The organism is Pseudomonas sp. NPDC098747 (assembly GCF_044760045.1).
Taxonomy (GTDB): domain Bacteria; phylum Pseudomonadota; class Gammaproteobacteria; order Pseudomonadales; family Pseudomonadaceae; genus Aquipseudomonas.
Genome location: NZ_JBIWAL010000010.1, coordinates 135774 through 150867, shown reverse-complemented (window position 1 = coordinate 150867; position 15094 = coordinate 135774). Strand labels below are relative to the sequence as shown.

Sequence of the window (15094 nt, the reverse complement as noted above, 5' to 3'; positions counted from 1 at the left end):
GCGAGGATCTTTATTGGTTAATAGGCCGTATTGGTTGTTCTGCCGCCCAGTGACAAGAGCTTGCGCTGCTATTAATTCATGAACACTGCATCTCTTTTGGATAGATCGGGAGAGATTTTTCGGGCGACGAGCACTATCGCGTTCTGCCCAAATATTCCATACAGCGGGCTATGAAGCTTAAGCAGGCGCACCTCGAATCCTTGCCTTTCCATCATGCAAAGTAGCTCTGGCGCGAATATGTTGAACACCAACGCCCCTTCAGGCCTCATCGGATCATCGTGATACCAAGGTTTCATATGCTCTACTACAGATCCGTCATCTTGTAGGGTTGCTCTGAGCTCATTGGTGAAACGGTGATGGTAAAACGGTGCAGTGAAGATGTGGCAGCCACCAGGCTTTAGAATTCGATAAGATTCGGAAATAGCTTTTTCCGGAAAAGGGATATGCTCAAACACATCACCTGTAATCATGAAGTCCAACGAGTTATCAGAAAAATGGCTGCCTTGGATATCTCCATGCACAACGCCATTTAAAACTTCTCCGCTACTGAGCGAAGGGTCAATGAACTCGGTGGAAATATAATTTTCGCCCAGATGGTTCATCAGACTCATGTGGAGCGCGCGAGTGGTTTCAGTGTTCCAAACCACAATGTCCTTCGGCAGGTCTTTAATGCTAGTCATGCGCGGATGGGATGGGCCTCTGCGAAGCCGGCGCGATGCAGGTCCCGATCCGAGGTAGTCGACTAGATCAGTGGGCTTTTGATTACGAGCTAATGCATAAGACATTAGAACTGATGCGATTTGCCGCTGACGATTTCTGCTGCCGCATCGACTGCACTCTACATGCTCACGAAAGCCTGCCACGTGTGTTTTAAATACTGTAAACCGCCCACAGATATTACAGAATCCGGGAGTACGTTTAACTTGATAAGCCAAGCGATCGATCATTGACTTTACTGAATTACGGCTTTCCGTTAGCGGCCAAATCGTTTCCATAAATAATCTTCAGTTCGCTTCATAGAGAGTAGCCATTCTCATTTTGCTGAGGTCCCCATTGCTAAGGATGGTGACGAAAAAATCATTCACATCACATTATCCTCAGCCTGTGGAGTCCAGCGCTCCTTGCCTGAGCATATCAAGACGCAAAAGAGCAGGTGGGAATTTTCTGCAGCCGAATAGGATTCTATTTTCCTCACCACGGTATCCCGCGCGCGCACGTCATTCAGTGAAATTCACATTGAACTGGTCGGCGTTATGGGCCAATCGATGTCTTGCGGATATCCCGGTTGTTCTGCAAGTCGGTTGAGGGCAACTCGATATTTCTTCCAGGCTTTCAGCCGAACTCCCTCATCCTCTGTCTCCTCATCGATGTCCACTGCATCTTGCAGTGGCGCAATTCGCAGCGCGGCCTGTTCGAGGAGTCGATCAACCTTCGACATCGCCTCGCTCACCAACTGGGCGCACTTCAGGTCAGCCAGTTCCTGGTCGGACAGCGCCTTGTCGTCGACCCAGGCCCCCTTCACCCATTCGCCGGAGATTGATCGGGACCCCGCATAACGCCCGGCGAAAAATCCGTCTGGACAAATATCAGCGGTCCAGTTGTTGGGGGTGGGAAGGCCGATACCTTCGATGAAGTCCGAGACAAATCTTCCGGATTGATCCAACTCTACGATTCGATTCATGCTGGCTTGAACTCAAAGGCGAAACTGGTAGAGGCGCCGGCGACACCACCATTAACGGCGACCGTGCCGTCGGTGTTTACGACCACCCGAGAGCCAAAGGTTCCCGGTATCGCGAACGCCTGATCGGGTCTAAACCCCGCAGGTAATATCGTAACAACCATGCCATCCGTGTAGCTCGCAGGGAAGATGATGTTCATCTTCACCTCGACTTTGCCGAGGTACATTCGGTAACCGTTCAGGCGGCTCGGTTGAGTCGAGTAATTGTTCTGGAGCGTGGTCGGAATGTAGTTACCAGCCGCAAGGCCGCTGTGGTAAATCGTGTAATTACGCCAAGTGCCGCCCGAGGTCGGGTTCGTGATCGTGGTCCAGTTCAGCTCCCCACTGGTGCCAAACTGCAGGATGTTGCGCCACTCCCCGGACGAACCCTGAACACGCAGTGCGCAGCCGAACGATGTCTGAGCACCGGCGGTGCCGCTGTTGAACTGAACCGCTTCGAACGCCCTCCCGTTGTACAGATCGGTGACGATGGGCGCGCCACCAATCCCGCCTAGGCCGAAAGCCCCGGTCAATAAAACCCGGCTGGGCGTGGAGTCAGTTGCAGAGGATTGAAGGGTCAACCCGAGATTTGCTCGAGCCGTCGGGATGTCGTTCGCGGAAGTACCGCCCTTATCAATCGGCAGGATTTCGTAGTTGCCAGTGGAGCCGAGCGCGGCAAGCTTGGCGCCGTACTGATTCACGATGCCACGCAGCGCATCGGCCGAGTCCTTCACGTATCCCTGCATCGGTGCGATGGCGTAACCGCCGCCAGCAACAGTCACGCCCTTGTAAGCCGGTGAAATGGACATCGCTGTATCGCTGGCAATGTTGGTGACCTCATACCAACCGCCGTCCGGGCCGCGGAACGCATCGCCGACCCGGCCGTTGGAAATGAAGGCGGTGCCGGAACCGATCACTGCGCTGGAATTTTGGGTGATAGAGACCGTTCCCGATTTGTACCAGGGCATGGAGAAATCCTTCTTTTATGTTCAGGTAAGATGGGAAGTGATCAGTTGTACGGGAAAGGCAGGTTGTTCGTCTTTATTACCAGCGCCACTGGAAACCGGTCGATCGGCAGGCTAAAAAAGTGTGTGTTGGCTGTTAGTGGACTCGCCATGGTCGTTCCTGCGCTAGCTCCAAAAATAAAAGACATATTGCCCATACCGCCGAAAGCTCCCTCCGCTCCTCCGTATTGGATATACGCCGGGTATCCCCCAATATCAGACGCGTCGTAAATACCTACAGACCTGCTCCACGGAAGGTAGGCTGCATACTCGTAACCGGCTGACAGCGGGATGTCTATCCTCGAAATTAACCTAGACCGGTTGTACTGGTTAACTGGGCCGCTATTTAAATTGTAGTTGTACCCTCCCGAGTAGGTCGTTCCATACTTGCCTCCTGAAGGGGTTGGTGGCGCGGGAGCCTGAATGGCATAGACAATGTTTAACGGAGGCTGGAGAGAGTTAAACGTAATCAGCCCGTTAACGTTTCGAGTTTTCATGTAGGGCGAACCGGGAATGTTATCTGCCATCAAGTCAAAACAATAAAACTTTGTGGACGCATCCGCATTGGAAAAAAGAAATGTCATGGCATTGCCCGCCAACGAGGTGCCGTTCAGACAGCCGGGCCCAACTAAAAACACGATGGGAGATATCGAGTTGTACAGAGTGAATCCGTAAAGAGCATCAGCTTTGTGAGCGGGGTCATACGTAACCGATACGGGAACCCAGTTGGCTCCGTTATTGGGATCTAGCTGCGCCGACCTTAAAGTTCGCCTGCTCCAAGTCTCCTGATAAGTAACATATCCGCTCTTCACTAGCCCATAGCATATTAAATCGGTATCAAACAGAAGCTCACCACTCTCCTTAGTTACCTTCATCAGTAGTACCCATAGTAGATTCGACAGTTAGCCGAGAAATAACCCCAGCCGCTGGTGGAATATGAATAAGCCCAAGAAATGCTATTCCCAGAGATAGTCACGCCTGGTTTCTTTCCTTTTTCCAATTGCAAATCCACCAGCGGGACAACAATGTAAAACCGGGTCTTCCCCGCTGGCAGTGCTGGCAATGCTGCGGACCCGTTCGACGATGCCGTATCGACATAGCCTTGCCGCTGACTAATATTCATCGTCATGTCAACCATAACGACGCCGGCGGCGTTTTTTATTGTTAGTCCGGTCATATCAAAGGCTTATATCGATGCCCAACACGCCGTTGGCGTGGTAGAGCTGGATTGCTGTATTGGCGATCTGAAGACGACCCGCCCCGTTTGTGCCGTTCAACTGCCAGGGCCCTGTTTTAGGAAGCATCCATCCTTGGGTATTTCCTATGAAATCCGTCGACTGAAGCGCTCCGCCAATCTTAGCGTTGGTGATCGTGCCGTCCTGGATGAACGCCGAGTTCATAAAAACCTGCCCACCCTGCACTGCGAACGGAACCGAAATTCCGCCGCCGGCAATGGAGTTGACGATGGCGAAACGGTCAGCGGCAACCAGAAACTGGCTCTGCAATCCAGCCCCGGTGTTCTCGATACCAAGGCCGATGCCCGCGGCGACGTACTGCCCGTTTGCAGTGACTTGCATCTTCACCGACCACATCGTCGTCAGCTTCCCAGCGGTGTCCGCATAGGCGGTCGAGGTTTGCTGAATCTGCGCAGTGTTTTGCCCAACGGACGCGGTCAACTGATCAATCTTCGTCGCCGTCGCCGAATTGGTGGTAGTAACCACTCGATCAAGCTCGTTGATGGTCGCCTCGTTGCGCCCTACTTTCGCGTCCAGCGTTATCTGCCGTTGAGCCATCGCTTCGCCTTCGGACGCCCGCACTTTGCTTTCCGTAGCGATCGCAGCGGTGCTACTCCATCCTTTCAGAGCATCTGCAAGCGCCCCTTCGCCGTTGTCGTCTCGCGACGATGCCCGTAGCGCCTCGAATGAAGTTGCTGTCGCCGTTACGACGCCGTCGAGTTCAGTAATCTCGGCGGTGTTGGTTGCGACCTGCTGCGCCAGACCATTTGCCGTCTCCACTGTCTGGCCGACATCAAGCCAGTAAAGCGGGTTCGGCGGCGGCATGTTGAGCGGTACCGGGCCAGTAGCCTGATAGATCCGCTTGCCCTGTACAACCAGGTCATATTCAACGTAGGTGGCTTCCGGGTCGTAGCCCTTCAGCCCATCCAGTGCGTCGATCTGGGCCTGCAAACCTGGGATCTTCTCGATCTCTGCCAGCAGATCCTCACCTAGCTCTGTCTCGGTAATCTGACCTGCGATCATCTCCAAGATGTCGCCAGCGTTAGAGCTTGACTGCCCCTGCACGCCAAGGCCGATCGGATACCACGGGCCGATGTTGCCGATCTTGTCGACGATGCGACCCCAGAAGTAGAAGGTCACGCCAGCAGCGAGCCCGAGCATGGAAAAATCACTTTGTGGGTAGGCCAGATCTGTCAGCTTGGTGGCAGCATCGAGGCTGGTCGTCGGCCCGTACCAGATCTCCGTGCGCTGACTGTCCTCGGCGCCAGCAGGGAAACCCCATTTCAGGTAGATACCGAACAGCAACGGTGTTGCGGTCAGGAATGCCAGCGGCGGCGGCAACCCCTGCTTACCGCTGAGGTTGGTCAGGATCGAGTTGCGCCATGGCGACGTGATGTCGAACGCACTCACCGCGCGAACGCGGGCCACGTATGCACCGGCATAAATGCCGACCACGTCCACGTTGGTCATGCCGGTGCGCTGAAGCTTGATCCAGTTGCCGCTGTCCTTGCGCCATTCCACGTCGTAACCGACCGCGCCATCGACAGCAGGCCAACTGATGGTCATGGTGGCCACGGCCAAGCCCTGCACTACCGACGAAGTCGACGACAGCGAAACGCTCGCCGGCGCCGGAACGACGGTGATCGGGATCACGCTGATCGGGCGCTCTTCCAGGCGTGCGCCGGTGTCGATGAAAGCAAATTTGCTCGGCTCAAACTGGAGCGCACTGATTTCGTAGTCGCCCTCGGTGGTGCGCTTGGTGCGCAATACCCGATACAGCGGAATGGCCAGATCATCGGCATCGAGCGCCCATTGCAACTGCGCAACAGGTGGCTCGCTGTAAGCAACCGTGACGGTCACGGCGCGTCCGCTGACGCTCTGCACGGTGCGGCCCTCAGCACGACCGCCCGGCAGGTTGATGATCAGCCGATCACCTGCCTTGGCCTGTGTGTCGCGATCGAGCGAAATCACCCGCCCCGCGACCGCCGAAATCCGGCCGCCGACTTCACGACCAGCAAGCAGCGAATCCGCCACGGGAATGATGTGGCCCGGCAGTGGAATCACGCCTTCCATACCGGTCTTGAACGAGACGGTCCGGTCTTGGTTGTTGCTGAGGATCGCCCACTTGCCACGGCGCTGAGCCTCGGATGCGCGCGTGCAGCCGATCGCGCTCAGCTCTGTCGGCCTGTCGCCGTAGCGGCGTTGCAGATTCAGATCCGCGAACGGAATGACGTCGGTGTCATAGTTGTTGGCCGGGTTGTCGTAACTGACCAGTGCCCGGGTATAACGGGTTTTGGCAGAGGCACTGCCATACGAAAACTTGCCGTCGATCACGTTGGACCGGGTGAAGACATAGTCGAAGTCCTGAGCGCGCGGCATGTCCGCCTGCATCACCAGCTGACCTTGAGCCCAGTAGGTCATGCCCCGGTATATCGCCGAGATATCGCGCAGCAGCGACCATGCGTCAGCCTTGCCCTGTAGGTTCATGTCGCAGAGGAAACGCGGCTCCACGCCATCCAACCCATTCGGCACGAGCTGATCGCAGTACTGCGCGATTCGGTACAGCTCCCACTTGTCGACCATGAACGGTTTGATGCGCTTGCCTAGGCCGAAACGGTCTTCGGTGCACACCCCGTAGGTGATCCACGCTGGATTGTTGGTCCACGCCGACTTCATGCTGCCATCCCACGTCCCGGTGTAGGTGCGCTGGATCGGGTCGTAGTTGCTCGGCACCATCCAGCGCCGCGCCTTGCACTTCACGGTGACGGCCGGGATGTTGGTGAACTGCTCAGCGTCGAACTCGATGTAGAGCAGCGCGGTGTTCGGGTAGCGCAGCTTGGCGTCGATCACTTCGGTATAACCGGCGATCAACATCGTGTCGGCGATCTTGTTGCTGTTCTGGTTCGGCGTCAGGCGGCGCACGCGGATCTGCCAGCCCGTGGTGGCGTCCGGTAAATCGATGCGGCGTGAACGCTCGTATCGCGTGGTGGTCTTGCCGTCGGCCGCGTCCACCAGCACTTGCTGATAGGCGCCGCCGTCGGTGGCCACGTCGATGGCGTACTCGACGCGGTAGCCGCCGACGTTGCCCTCGTCATCCTGACGTTGCAGTGCTGGCCAAGCCAAGCGAATGCGCACAGCGGAAAGCTGAATGCTGGTGATCGAGCGCACCCATGGCGAATCGTTACGCAGCTCAATGTTGAGCGACGTCTCGTTCTCCACGGACGGGATGCCCGGTATGTAGGTCTGATCCACCGAGCCCGGGCGCCAGTCCCACTTCACGTTCGGGAAGTTGTAGTTGCCGCTGGCATCGCGGATCGGCGTGTTGTCCAGGTAGATGTCGTAATCGGTGGGGGCACTGTCGAACTCGCCCTCGCCCACGGCGATCAACAGCTTTGCAAGGTTGGTCGAGCGCAGGCTGTCGCTGGCTTCGGTCGGCGACTTCGGCTTGCTACTACCGCCTTTCTCGCCGTGGATATCGATGTGTGCTGCTGCGCCCATGCTTTCCTCCAGGCATAAAAAAACCGCCTCGCGGGCGGCTGGTGTGCTGTTGTTCTGATTACGCTTTGTCTTCAGCCACGATCGAGGCCGAGATGATCATTCCGCCCCAGCGACGTTCGCCGATGCAGATCGGTACCGGGTTGCCGCTGGCTGTGGTGTTCTTGGCGCTGCCGAAAGCGTAGGAAGGTGCGTTTTCGGGGGATGCGCTTTGCTTTAGGCCTGAGGCTTGGGGGCTGAGCATTTGGATCACGCCTCCGATCGCCATAGACGCACCGGCCGCATACAAAAACGGTGACGCGGGCGCAAAGGGTGTGAACGACAGCACATAGGCTGCTGCGATCATCACCGTGCCGATGATTGTCTGTAGCCCACCGGCACGCTTGCTGCCACCGATCACCGGAACAATGCGGATTTCCCGCGTGCCGCCGAGATCGAATCCGCCCATCCCAATGTTTGCGCGGTTCCGAAAAATCGCAAACTTCAGTCCAAGACGCTCCAGCCGCTTAATTTCCTCGGCGAAACCATCTATCGTCGCATTGAGCGCGCGGAACACTTCCACTGCCGATCCGCCGTCGAGTAGGAATTGCTTGCTTCGAAAAAACTTTTTCGCGAGCGAACCGGACAGCATCACTTTCGTCGACGGTGTGTAGGTGATTGCAGAGCACATGCCATTCTCCAGGCAATAAAAAACCGCCCGGAGGCGGTCTGTTCAAAGGGTCGTTGGCAGTATGTCGATCTGCCCGTCACCACCGGTGAAAACTCGATATTTCTTGATCGCGCCGTCTTTCACGATTGCTTCCCGCTCCACTCGTGCAGCTCCCATGGAGCAGATGCCAGAGCCGGTGTAAGCGGCGCCAACTGAAACCGAATCAGGCGGCAGATAGAACGATGCCTTCTGACCCGGGTCGAGCTTGGCGGCTTGTTTGCCATCGATGAAAACCGCCATTGAGCAAAGGCTTCCGGTCTGCCCAGAGTCGCGGATCACTTGCAGTGTCCCATATGCCCCTGATGGCTTGGCCTGGTAGGCCGACAGCTGACTGGCCGGCGCCTGCTTGGCTTCATTGGAAGGCACCGGCGAAGCCGCACACCCCGCCAACAGCGCTACAGCCAGCGCTCCTACGATCAATTTCATGCAGGTCACTCCTGTGGGAAAGGGTGCACGATATCACCGGCTATACCCTGCGATCTCGGTAGGTGTCGAAAAACATTTCTCAGTCGCCGTATCACACTTAAACCGCCAGAGCATGAACATACGTTCATCGAAAACATCGTTCCATACGTCTAGTCTGCGGGTTCCAACATAGTGACTACAGGAGTAACCCACCATGTTCTCGCACGAAAGCGTCCCGCTGATCATCATCTTCATAATCATGCTGCTTGGCGTGGTTGCCGCCGTACTTCATCCGTTGCATGCGCTCATTACCAGCGTTCGTAGGCGCAGAGACAGATCATCCGCAGAGATCACAAAAGAGGTGGATTCGCGCTGAGTTTTGGTTAACAAGCCCGGCGAAGGGTCGGGCCATCACGTCACTTATGGAAGATCGCCCAAAATACTGCTCCAACAATCAGAGTGTTGAGCAGATAAGAGCCGATGTCGGGTTTAAAAAAGTCTGACACCTGTGGCACTCACAAAATTATTTTATGAACTGGTGCATCCACTTTGATCGTTGGCTCGTAGATTCAATACCCTCACTCGGAGGGCATAAGAGCCAAGGAGATACACCATGCACGCCTTTTACAAAAAAATTGCTGCAGCAGCCTGCTTCGCTATTCTCTCCGCAACTGCAACGATCAGCTTCGCCGCCGACTCTGTGATGGTCGGAGGCGCAGCGATGTACCCAAACAAAACCATCGTAGAGAACGCGGTTAATTCAAAGGACCACACAACACTCATAGCAGCAGTAAAGGCTGCCGGGCTGGTTGATACGCTCAACGGCAAAGGTCCCTTCACCGTATTCGCACCGACGAATGAAGCCTTTGCCAAGCTGCCCGCAGGCACCGTCGATACTCTAGTCAAGCCTGAAAACAAAGCCAACCTGACTAAAATTCTTACCTACCATGTTGTGTCCGGCACTCACACATCTGCACAAATGATGGCCGACGCCAAAAAGAACGGCGGCACCGTTGCGTTGAAAACAGTTCAAGGTGAATCGCTGAATATCAAGCTGTACGACGGCAAGCTTTGGGCGGTAGACACCAAAGGCGGTAAGGCAGGTATCAGCATCGCAGACGTGATGCAGTCAAATGGCGTGATCCATGTTGTCGATTCTGTCTTGATGCCTTAAGCACTTTTCACTCCCGGCAGACGCACAGTTTGCCGGGTGTTTCTTTGTGTCTGAGGATCAAGCGCGCCCGGTCGAGCCAAGGCCCACCGAAGACAATGACTTCAGACGGTCTCCCGTACAGGTGGTGCAGAAGGAACGGGCCGGGGCCGAACGTCGCTGCGTCCTCACCGGGTAGCGCCGGTTCAGCGCCGAGGAAGATGCCAGCGTGGTTCGGGTAAACCGTGCGTCCCACCTCCATCACGATCATGTCGCCGCGCTGCGGCTGGTCTACGCGGTAGAAGCCGGCCGCCTCGTAATTCGCCTCGTACAGGCTGGCGTTGTCCTTGCTCTCCCACCAGCCATCGGCGCGCTTGAAGGCTTCGAACTCCAGCCCCCACTCGCGCTTGTACCAATCTGCGCACACCTGCCAGCAGTCCCATGCGCCGTGCACGAATGGCCGCTTCAGCAGCGGAACGTCGCCAGATGGCATGACAGTTCTCAGATCGCCCTCCGGCCAACTGAGTATGTGCCAAGGCATCGCGGTGGCTTCGCACATGGCGAGGTCACGCGGTGACGGTCTGCTGGTAGCGTCCGGATGCGAATGCACAACGCCGATCACCTCGCCGACGTCCTCCGCCGCCGCGTACTCTTCCGGGTCAATTCGGAACTCTTCGTTCGGTTCAGTCGAGACATTGCGGCACGGGTAGTACTGCTGTTTGCGACCGATCGCCAGCAAGAGCCCGCAGCACTCTTTCGGGTACTCGGCTGCCGCGTGTTCCTGGATCGCATTCAAGATGTGCTTTCGCATGTCAGCTCCTTGCGATCAGGGATACAGCGGGGAAGCCTCCGAACGGCATCGGGTTTCCCTCGCCGAAGCGCGGGATGCATCCCTTGCCCAGCGTGGCGTCACACTCGTCCAGTTCGGGGTTGTCAGTGATGACACCGTCCTTCGTGACGTACGGCCCGGTGTAGCCGCAGTTCGGCCCGCGATAGCCGCCGGTGAGACACCAATGGCAAAGGGTTGTGGCCTGTCGACCGATCGACTCATTCCCTACGTCGCCCGGGCTGGCCAGCTCCCAACTCACCGTCTCCCCGTCCTCGTTCGTTTTCTGGTCGATGTACCAGACCTCGATCGTCTCCTGGGTTGGGTCGGCCGTCGGGTTGCCAGCTGAGAAGTTCGCCGCGTCGAGGTAGGTGCCGAGCGTGTGCCGCATCGTCAGCTTGAACTCGAGGAGATCCTCGAACGCCAGACAGAGCGCGGTGATGCGACCGTTGACATTGCCCACCGACAGCGTCGGTCGTACTGCAGTGCCGTCGCCGTTCGTCTCGATGCCGTCGATCTGCATCGGCCACGCGCTGTACTCGTTGCCCTGCCAGTAGATGGCCTTCGCCGGCAGTTGGTCGGCATTGTCGCCGGCGGCGATCAGCTCCGCCGCCGTGTGCGGAATTGCGTGCCCGTGGAAGCGCAGAACGTCCGCACCGTAGTCCGTGCCGTCCAATTCAAAGAGCAGCACTTCGCTCCCAGGTTCAAGCACCTGGATGTCACTAATCAGCGGCATGGTTGCCCCTTATGGATGGAATGCACGCTCGAACGTGGCGGTGAGTTTGAAAACGCCGCCGCCCACCGGAGTGGGCACGGGGTTCTTGCAGGTGAACAGACCAAGCTGGCCAAAGGGAGTTGTCCAAAGGAAGGCTTTCGCGCCGGCGTGTCGGTCAAGGAAGCTCATGATCTCCTGCACTTTGGCCTGCGGGCCGCTGTAGGTGATCGGATACGCGTCTTCCTTGTTGTTCGGCCCGTCGCCAACTTCCTGTTTGTAGCCGCCGCCAAACTGCGAGGTGCGCACCCGATAAGTAATCTCGGGTGAGTCACCGTGTTGGGTCGGCCAGATAAATGTCTCGATAGCCATCAACCCCTCCCATTTGTAAGACGCCAGATTGAACCGCCTGGCTGTAGAGCTCGGGCAATCGCAGTTTCCGCTTCAGTTTTTGCAGCCTGCTGGATGCCTTTGCCGAGTTGGCTCGATGCCTCTTGCGAGACCCCGCCGCCCTCGCTGCCAGACGTTTGCACCGAGACCGATACAGGGAAGTTGTAAATATTGCCGCCGCCGGTACCGGACATTGCGGCAAGCGCTGGCCCGCCACCGGAAGTCAGAGGTGTGACGCTACCGCCACTCGCGCCAGTCATGAGGTATGACCTGCCGCCCTGATTGAAAAGCTCAGGCCCGTTTTCATTCACTTCGTAGAAAGTGTTCGGTTCAACACCACCACCTACAGCACGACCACCACCGAAAGACACGGATGCAGAGCTGGCATCAAACTGACTGCCAAAACTCTGGGCCCCGGCCTCCGCCCCACCTGCCGTCGCAGACGCCGTCGCACCGCCTCCAGTGAAGTAACTTGTAGCGGCGCCGACCAAACTGCTCAGCAGTGCCGAACTGGCCTGCCGAGTCGCGATCCGCGCCATGTCAGCCAGAATTGATTTGGTGAAGTCGGCAAACGAAAGCTTCCCAGTCATGGCGAAGTTGACGATCGCGTCTTCCATTGAGCTGAAGGCGTTGGTGAACAGACTTTTGGTCTGCCCGGCAACGTCGCGCGCCGACTCTAGGTAGTTCTGCCACGCCGACGATGCGCCAGCGCTCCAGTCTCCTTGGGCTGCGGTCATCTCGTCGTAGTTGGCCTGAACGGTGTCGTGTAGATCCTGTTGCGTGTTTTTCAGCGCCGCCAGTTTCTGCGTGTACTCGTCGAGACTCATACCGCGCGAGCCGTCGCCGTACTGATTGGCAAGATCCAGCTTTTGCTGATTGAAGCGGTCGTCGATAAAGTTTTGCTGATCGGTTAAACCGCGCTCCCGATCACCTTGACCAAGTCCCGCAGCCGCGCGCTTTCCCTGCTCGCGCAAGGTTTCGACTTGCTTCTGCAATGCGCTGGTGTACATCTGAACGGCCTGCTCCTGCTTCTTCAGTCGCCCCAATTCATTCGTCGCCAGCACATCCAGTTCGCTGTCCGCCGCCTTCTGCGCCTTGACCATGTCGGTGCGTGCATCGGCGATCTTCTGGTCAAGCTGAATGCGCTGCTCAGCCGTTGTGCTGGCCTTGGACTTGGCGGCTTCGAGCGCTGCAATCTCTGTCTCGTATGCGGCAGTGACCTCGTCCCGCTCGTTGCCGATCAGTGCCTCGCGCTTCAGCAGATATTCCTGCTGCGAGATCAGCCCCGCCTTCTGCGCGGCATCCAGTTGTTTCTGGGTGTTCGCGTATTCGGCCTGGATTTCCTTGAGGGCGTTCTGCGCGGCGTTGTAACCGGTGAGGTCGACGGCGCCGGTCGAAGGACCCTTCTGATCCCTGTTCTTGTCCTTGATGTTCTGAAGCGTTTTTGCGACATAGTCGGCCTGGACTTTGGGATCGTTAGGATTGGCCTTTCTCAGTACCTCAACGTCCCGCAGATAAGCCTTCGTCAGCTTGTCGCGCTTCTCGGCGTTGGTAAGGTTTGAATCGCTGATCTGCTTGAGTCGCTGTTCAGCTTCAATCCCCTCCTTCTGTACTTTTGCACGATTGGCTTCAATTGCAGCGTTCTCAGCCAGTGCAACTTTGCGCTTTTTGAGATCCACCAGCTGCTGCTCGAGAAACTTCGTCGAGCTACTGGACGCCCCCAAATCGTCGGGGAAAAGTGAAGTCAGAAAACCGCCTTTGCGATCGCCGACGATCTTTTCAAGGTTGGCGATCTGGGCGTCAATGGATTGCACCCTGCCGACATCCAGAATCGAATCGAGTGCACCGCTCGCAGAATCCTTTACGCCCTTCCACGCTTTTTCCCACAAGCCTAAATTCTGCGTGACCTGCCCAGAACGCTCTTGGATGGTATCGGCATAGGCTTTGGTGAGCAGATCAGCAGCGCCAACCGTGTCGCCCTGTTCCTTGAGCGCGACAATTTGCGAGTACACCGACGCCGTCAGGAATTGGTACTGGCTGTTCAGTTCTTTCGCCGCCGCTACCGGGTCTTTGGCGATCTTGATGAACTCAGCGATGGTCGCGTCAACCGACTTGCCGGTGGCGTCTTCCATCGTGGCGGCAGCGTCGGCGATTTCCTTGAAGCTGGAGCCGGCAATGACTCCACTGGCAGCCAGCTTAGTCAGCGATGCCGCCGCCTCCCCGGTAGTGCCATTCGTAGCGCTGACCTGCTGAGCCAAATTGGCCAGTTGGTCGGCTGATGTCCCAGCGGCATTGCCGGTGAGAATAAGGGCCTTGCTGTACTCGTCTGCTTCCTTGCTGCCTTGGCTGTAGCCGTAAATCAGGGTGCCGACTGCTGCAACCGCGGTCGCTACCGCAGCAGCCATACCCAAGACGCTTGTTGATGCACCGGTCACGCTCGGTGGCAGCGCGCCGTATGCCTTTTGGGCGTTTTCTGCCGCTTCGGCCGCAGTGTTCGAGCTTTCAGCCAGGTCCGACAGACTTTCACCAGCCTCCCCTGCGTTGTCGGCCACGTCCTTGGCATTGGTGGCAATGCCGGCGAGCGATTCGCCCAACACCGCAGCGCCGGCGCCACCAGTGAAGAGTGACCGGAACTTGTCCTTCAGCGCTTCAAGAGTGGCACCCACGCCACCGAACGAGTCCTTGATCTGCCCTCCCTGCTGAAGCAGCACCAACAACGGGTTTTGACCACCAGCCAGGCTGGTGAAAATATCCGTGAATTGTGCCGGTAGTTGTCGCAGTGCTTCCTCGGTCTGCTTCGAGCTGACACCAGTTTTGCGAAGCCCTTCGTCGAAGTCGCCCAGCTTCTGCCGGGAAGCGTCGATGCGGGTCGAGTATTCGCGGAAGGTGTCGGCATCAATCAGCCCGGCCGCTTTGTACTTCTGGAGCTGGGCTTGTTGCTGATCGAGCTTGTCGAGCGCTGCAATGGCGGGATTGATCTTGCCGAGCAGCGCTTGCAATCCCTCCGCTTGTACACCGGTCGCAGCCGCCGCCCTCTTCGCCGCATCAGCCTCTTTGTCTGTCGAGCCGATCAGTGCGTCCGATTCAGCCTGCAAGCGCCGCTTGAGTGCCGCGAGACTGCTGACTGACGAACCCGAGGCGTCCATTGCTGATGCACTGGTACCGACGCTGGTGGTCAGCCGCTGGTAGTACTCGCTTGACTCCAGCGAGGCTTTCGCCATCGCCGTCAGACGTTTCATGGCGTCTTCGGTGGACTCGGCCAGTTTGCCATCGGCGGAGGCCAGGCCGGTTGATGCGGTTGCCGCTTTACCGAAACCTGCCGCCACACCATCAGCGGCTTTTTCTGCCTTGGCGCCGGCCTGCGCGAGGCGCTCCAGATCCGTAGCGGCCTGGACTGCCTCGCCTGAATCAACGGCGACACCTAACTGTGCAATTGTGCCCGACATGAGTG

At 57.3% G+C, this 15094-nt stretch carries 14 protein-coding genes; 2 read left to right on the top strand and 12 right to left on the bottom strand.

Annotated elements, in window-relative coordinates:
* Positions 1-71: 71 nt before the first annotated feature.
* The 8 genes from ACIQVE_RS09380 to ACIQVE_RS09345 all read right to left on the bottom strand — a co-directional run bounded on the left by ACIQVE_RS09380 (position 72) and on the right by ACIQVE_RS09345 (position 8586).
* The gene (locus tag ACIQVE_RS09380) at positions 72-611 is read right to left on the bottom strand and encodes a class I SAM-dependent methyltransferase (protein WP_402807114.1); all 540 of its coding nucleotides are present in this window, start codon (positions 609-611) and stop codon (positions 72-74) included.
* Positions 612-1231: 620 nt separating this feature from the next.
* Positions 1232-1681, bottom strand: a complete 450-nt coding sequence (locus ACIQVE_RS09375) for a tail fiber assembly protein (protein WP_402807111.1) — start codon at positions 1679-1681, stop codon at positions 1232-1234.
* Complete coding sequence (locus tag ACIQVE_RS09370) at positions 1678-2685, bottom strand: hypothetical protein (protein WP_402807108.1); 1008 nt, start codon at positions 2683-2685, stop codon at positions 1678-1680. Before ACIQVE_RS09370 ends, ACIQVE_RS09375 begins: the two co-directional genes overlap by 4 nt.
* Before the next feature lie 41 nt (positions 2686-2726).
* A complete protein-coding gene (locus tag ACIQVE_RS09365; protein WP_402807105.1) occupies positions 2727-3596 on the bottom strand; it encodes a hypothetical protein in 870 nt (289 codons plus the stop codon).
* Positions 3596-3898 carry a hypothetical protein gene (locus ACIQVE_RS09360; protein ID WP_402807102.1) on the bottom strand — a complete coding sequence of 101 codons (303 nt, stop codon included), beginning with the start codon at positions 3896-3898 and terminating at the stop codon, positions 3596-3598. The genes ACIQVE_RS09365 and ACIQVE_RS09360 overlap by 1 nt, the downstream gene beginning before the upstream one ends.
* A gap of 1 nt (position 3899) precedes the next feature.
* Complete coding sequence (locus tag ACIQVE_RS09355; RefSeq protein WP_402807099.1) at positions 3900-7454, bottom strand: host specificity protein J; 3555 nt, start codon at positions 7452-7454, stop codon at positions 3900-3902.
* 58 nt (positions 7455-7512) lie between these two features.
* Positions 7513-8121 (bottom strand): tail assembly protein, encoded by a 609-nt coding sequence (locus ACIQVE_RS09350; protein ID WP_402807096.1) that lies wholly within the window; start codon positions 8119-8121, stop codon positions 7513-7515.
* Positions 8122-8163: 42 nt separating this feature from the next.
* Positions 8164-8586: a hypothetical protein gene (locus ACIQVE_RS09345; protein ID WP_402807093.1), complete on the bottom strand. Its 423-nt coding sequence runs from the start codon at positions 8584-8586 to the stop codon at positions 8164-8166.
* Between the two features lie 193 nt (positions 8587-8779).
* On the opposite strand from ACIQVE_RS09345, the gene ACIQVE_RS09340 reads away from it, so the two are divergent.
* Both ACIQVE_RS09340 and ACIQVE_RS09335 read left to right on the top strand, forming a co-directional pair.
* Positions 8780-8941: a hypothetical protein gene (locus ACIQVE_RS09340; protein ID WP_402807090.1), complete on the top strand. Its 162-nt coding sequence runs from the start codon at positions 8780-8782 to the stop codon at positions 8939-8941.
* 237 nt (positions 8942-9178) lie between these two features.
* On the top strand, positions 9179-9739 hold the full coding sequence (locus ACIQVE_RS09335; protein ID WP_402807087.1) for a fasciclin domain-containing protein: 561 nt from the start codon (positions 9179-9181) through the stop codon (positions 9737-9739).
* Positions 9740-9746: 7 nt separating this feature from the next.
* On the opposite strand, the gene ACIQVE_RS09330 is transcribed toward ACIQVE_RS09335, so the two are convergent.
* The 4 genes from ACIQVE_RS09330 to ACIQVE_RS09315 are packed head-to-tail and all read right to left on the bottom strand — an operon-like array spanning position 9747 to position 15089.
* A complete protein-coding gene (locus ACIQVE_RS09330; RefSeq protein WP_402807084.1) occupies positions 9747-10526 on the bottom strand; it encodes a C40 family peptidase in 780 nt (259 codons plus the stop codon).
* Between the two features lies 1 nt (position 10527).
* A complete protein-coding gene (locus ACIQVE_RS09325) occupies positions 10528-11277 on the bottom strand; it encodes a phage minor tail protein L (protein WP_402807082.1) in 750 nt (249 codons plus the stop codon).
* Positions 11278-11286: 9 nt separating this feature from the next.
* On the bottom strand, positions 11287-11625 hold the full coding sequence (locus tag ACIQVE_RS09320; protein ID WP_402807079.1) for a phage tail protein: 339 nt from the start codon (positions 11623-11625) through the stop codon (positions 11287-11289).
* Complete coding sequence (locus ACIQVE_RS09315) at positions 11625-15089, bottom strand: phage tail tape measure protein (RefSeq protein WP_402807076.1); 3465 nt, start codon at positions 15087-15089, stop codon at positions 11625-11627. Before ACIQVE_RS09315 ends, ACIQVE_RS09320 begins: the two co-directional genes overlap by 1 nt.
* Positions 15090-15094 lie beyond the last annotated feature (5 nt).

What these genes read in the sequence shown, in the direction of transcription:
- ACIQVE_RS09380 (WP_402807114.1), bottom strand. Translation starts at nt 611, where the DNA reads ATGAGTCTGATGAACCATCTGGGCGAAAATTATATTTCCACCGAGTTC.
- ACIQVE_RS09375 (WP_402807111.1), bottom strand. Translation starts at nt 1,681, where the DNA reads ATGAATCGAATCGTAGAGTTGGATCAATCCGGAAGATTTGTCTCGGAC.
- ACIQVE_RS09370 (WP_402807108.1), bottom strand. Translation starts at nt 2,685, where the DNA reads ATGCCCTGGTACAAATCGGGAACGGTCTCTATCACCCAAAATTCCAGC.
- ACIQVE_RS09365 (WP_402807105.1), bottom strand. Translation starts at nt 3,596, where the DNA reads ATGAAGGTAACTAAGGAGAGTGGTGAGCTTCTGTTTGATACCGATTTA.
- ACIQVE_RS09360 (WP_402807102.1), bottom strand. Translation starts at nt 3,898, where the DNA reads ATGACCGGACTAACAATAAAAAACGCCGCCGGCGTCGTTATGGTTGAC.
- ACIQVE_RS09355 (WP_402807099.1), bottom strand. Translation starts at nt 7,454, where the DNA reads ATGGGCGCAGCAGCACACATCGATATCCACGGCGAGAAAGGCGGTAGT.
- ACIQVE_RS09350 (WP_402807096.1), bottom strand. Translation starts at nt 8,121, where the DNA reads ATGTGCTCTGCAATCACCTACACACCGTCGACGAAAGTGATGCTGTCC.
- ACIQVE_RS09345 (WP_402807093.1), bottom strand. Translation starts at nt 8,586, where the DNA reads ATGAAATTGATCGTAGGAGCGCTGGCTGTAGCGCTGTTGGCGGGGTGT.
- ACIQVE_RS09340 (WP_402807090.1), top strand. Translation starts at nt 8,780, where the DNA reads ATGTTCTCGCACGAAAGCGTCCCGCTGATCATCATCTTCATAATCATG.
- ACIQVE_RS09335 (WP_402807087.1), top strand. Translation starts at nt 9,179, where the DNA reads ATGCACGCCTTTTACAAAAAAATTGCTGCAGCAGCCTGCTTCGCTATT.
- ACIQVE_RS09330 (WP_402807084.1), bottom strand. Translation starts at nt 10,526, where the DNA reads ATGCGAAAGCACATCTTGAATGCGATCCAGGAACACGCGGCAGCCGAG.
- ACIQVE_RS09325 (WP_402807082.1), bottom strand. Translation starts at nt 11,277, where the DNA reads ATGCCGCTGATTAGTGACATCCAGGTGCTTGAACCTGGGAGCGAAGTG.
- ACIQVE_RS09320 (WP_402807079.1), bottom strand. Translation starts at nt 11,625, where the DNA reads ATGGCTATCGAGACATTTATCTGGCCGACCCAACACGGTGACTCACCC.
- ACIQVE_RS09315 (WP_402807076.1), bottom strand. Translation starts at nt 15,089, where the DNA reads ATGTCGGGCACAATTGCACAGTTAGGTGTCGCCGTTGATTCAGGCGAG.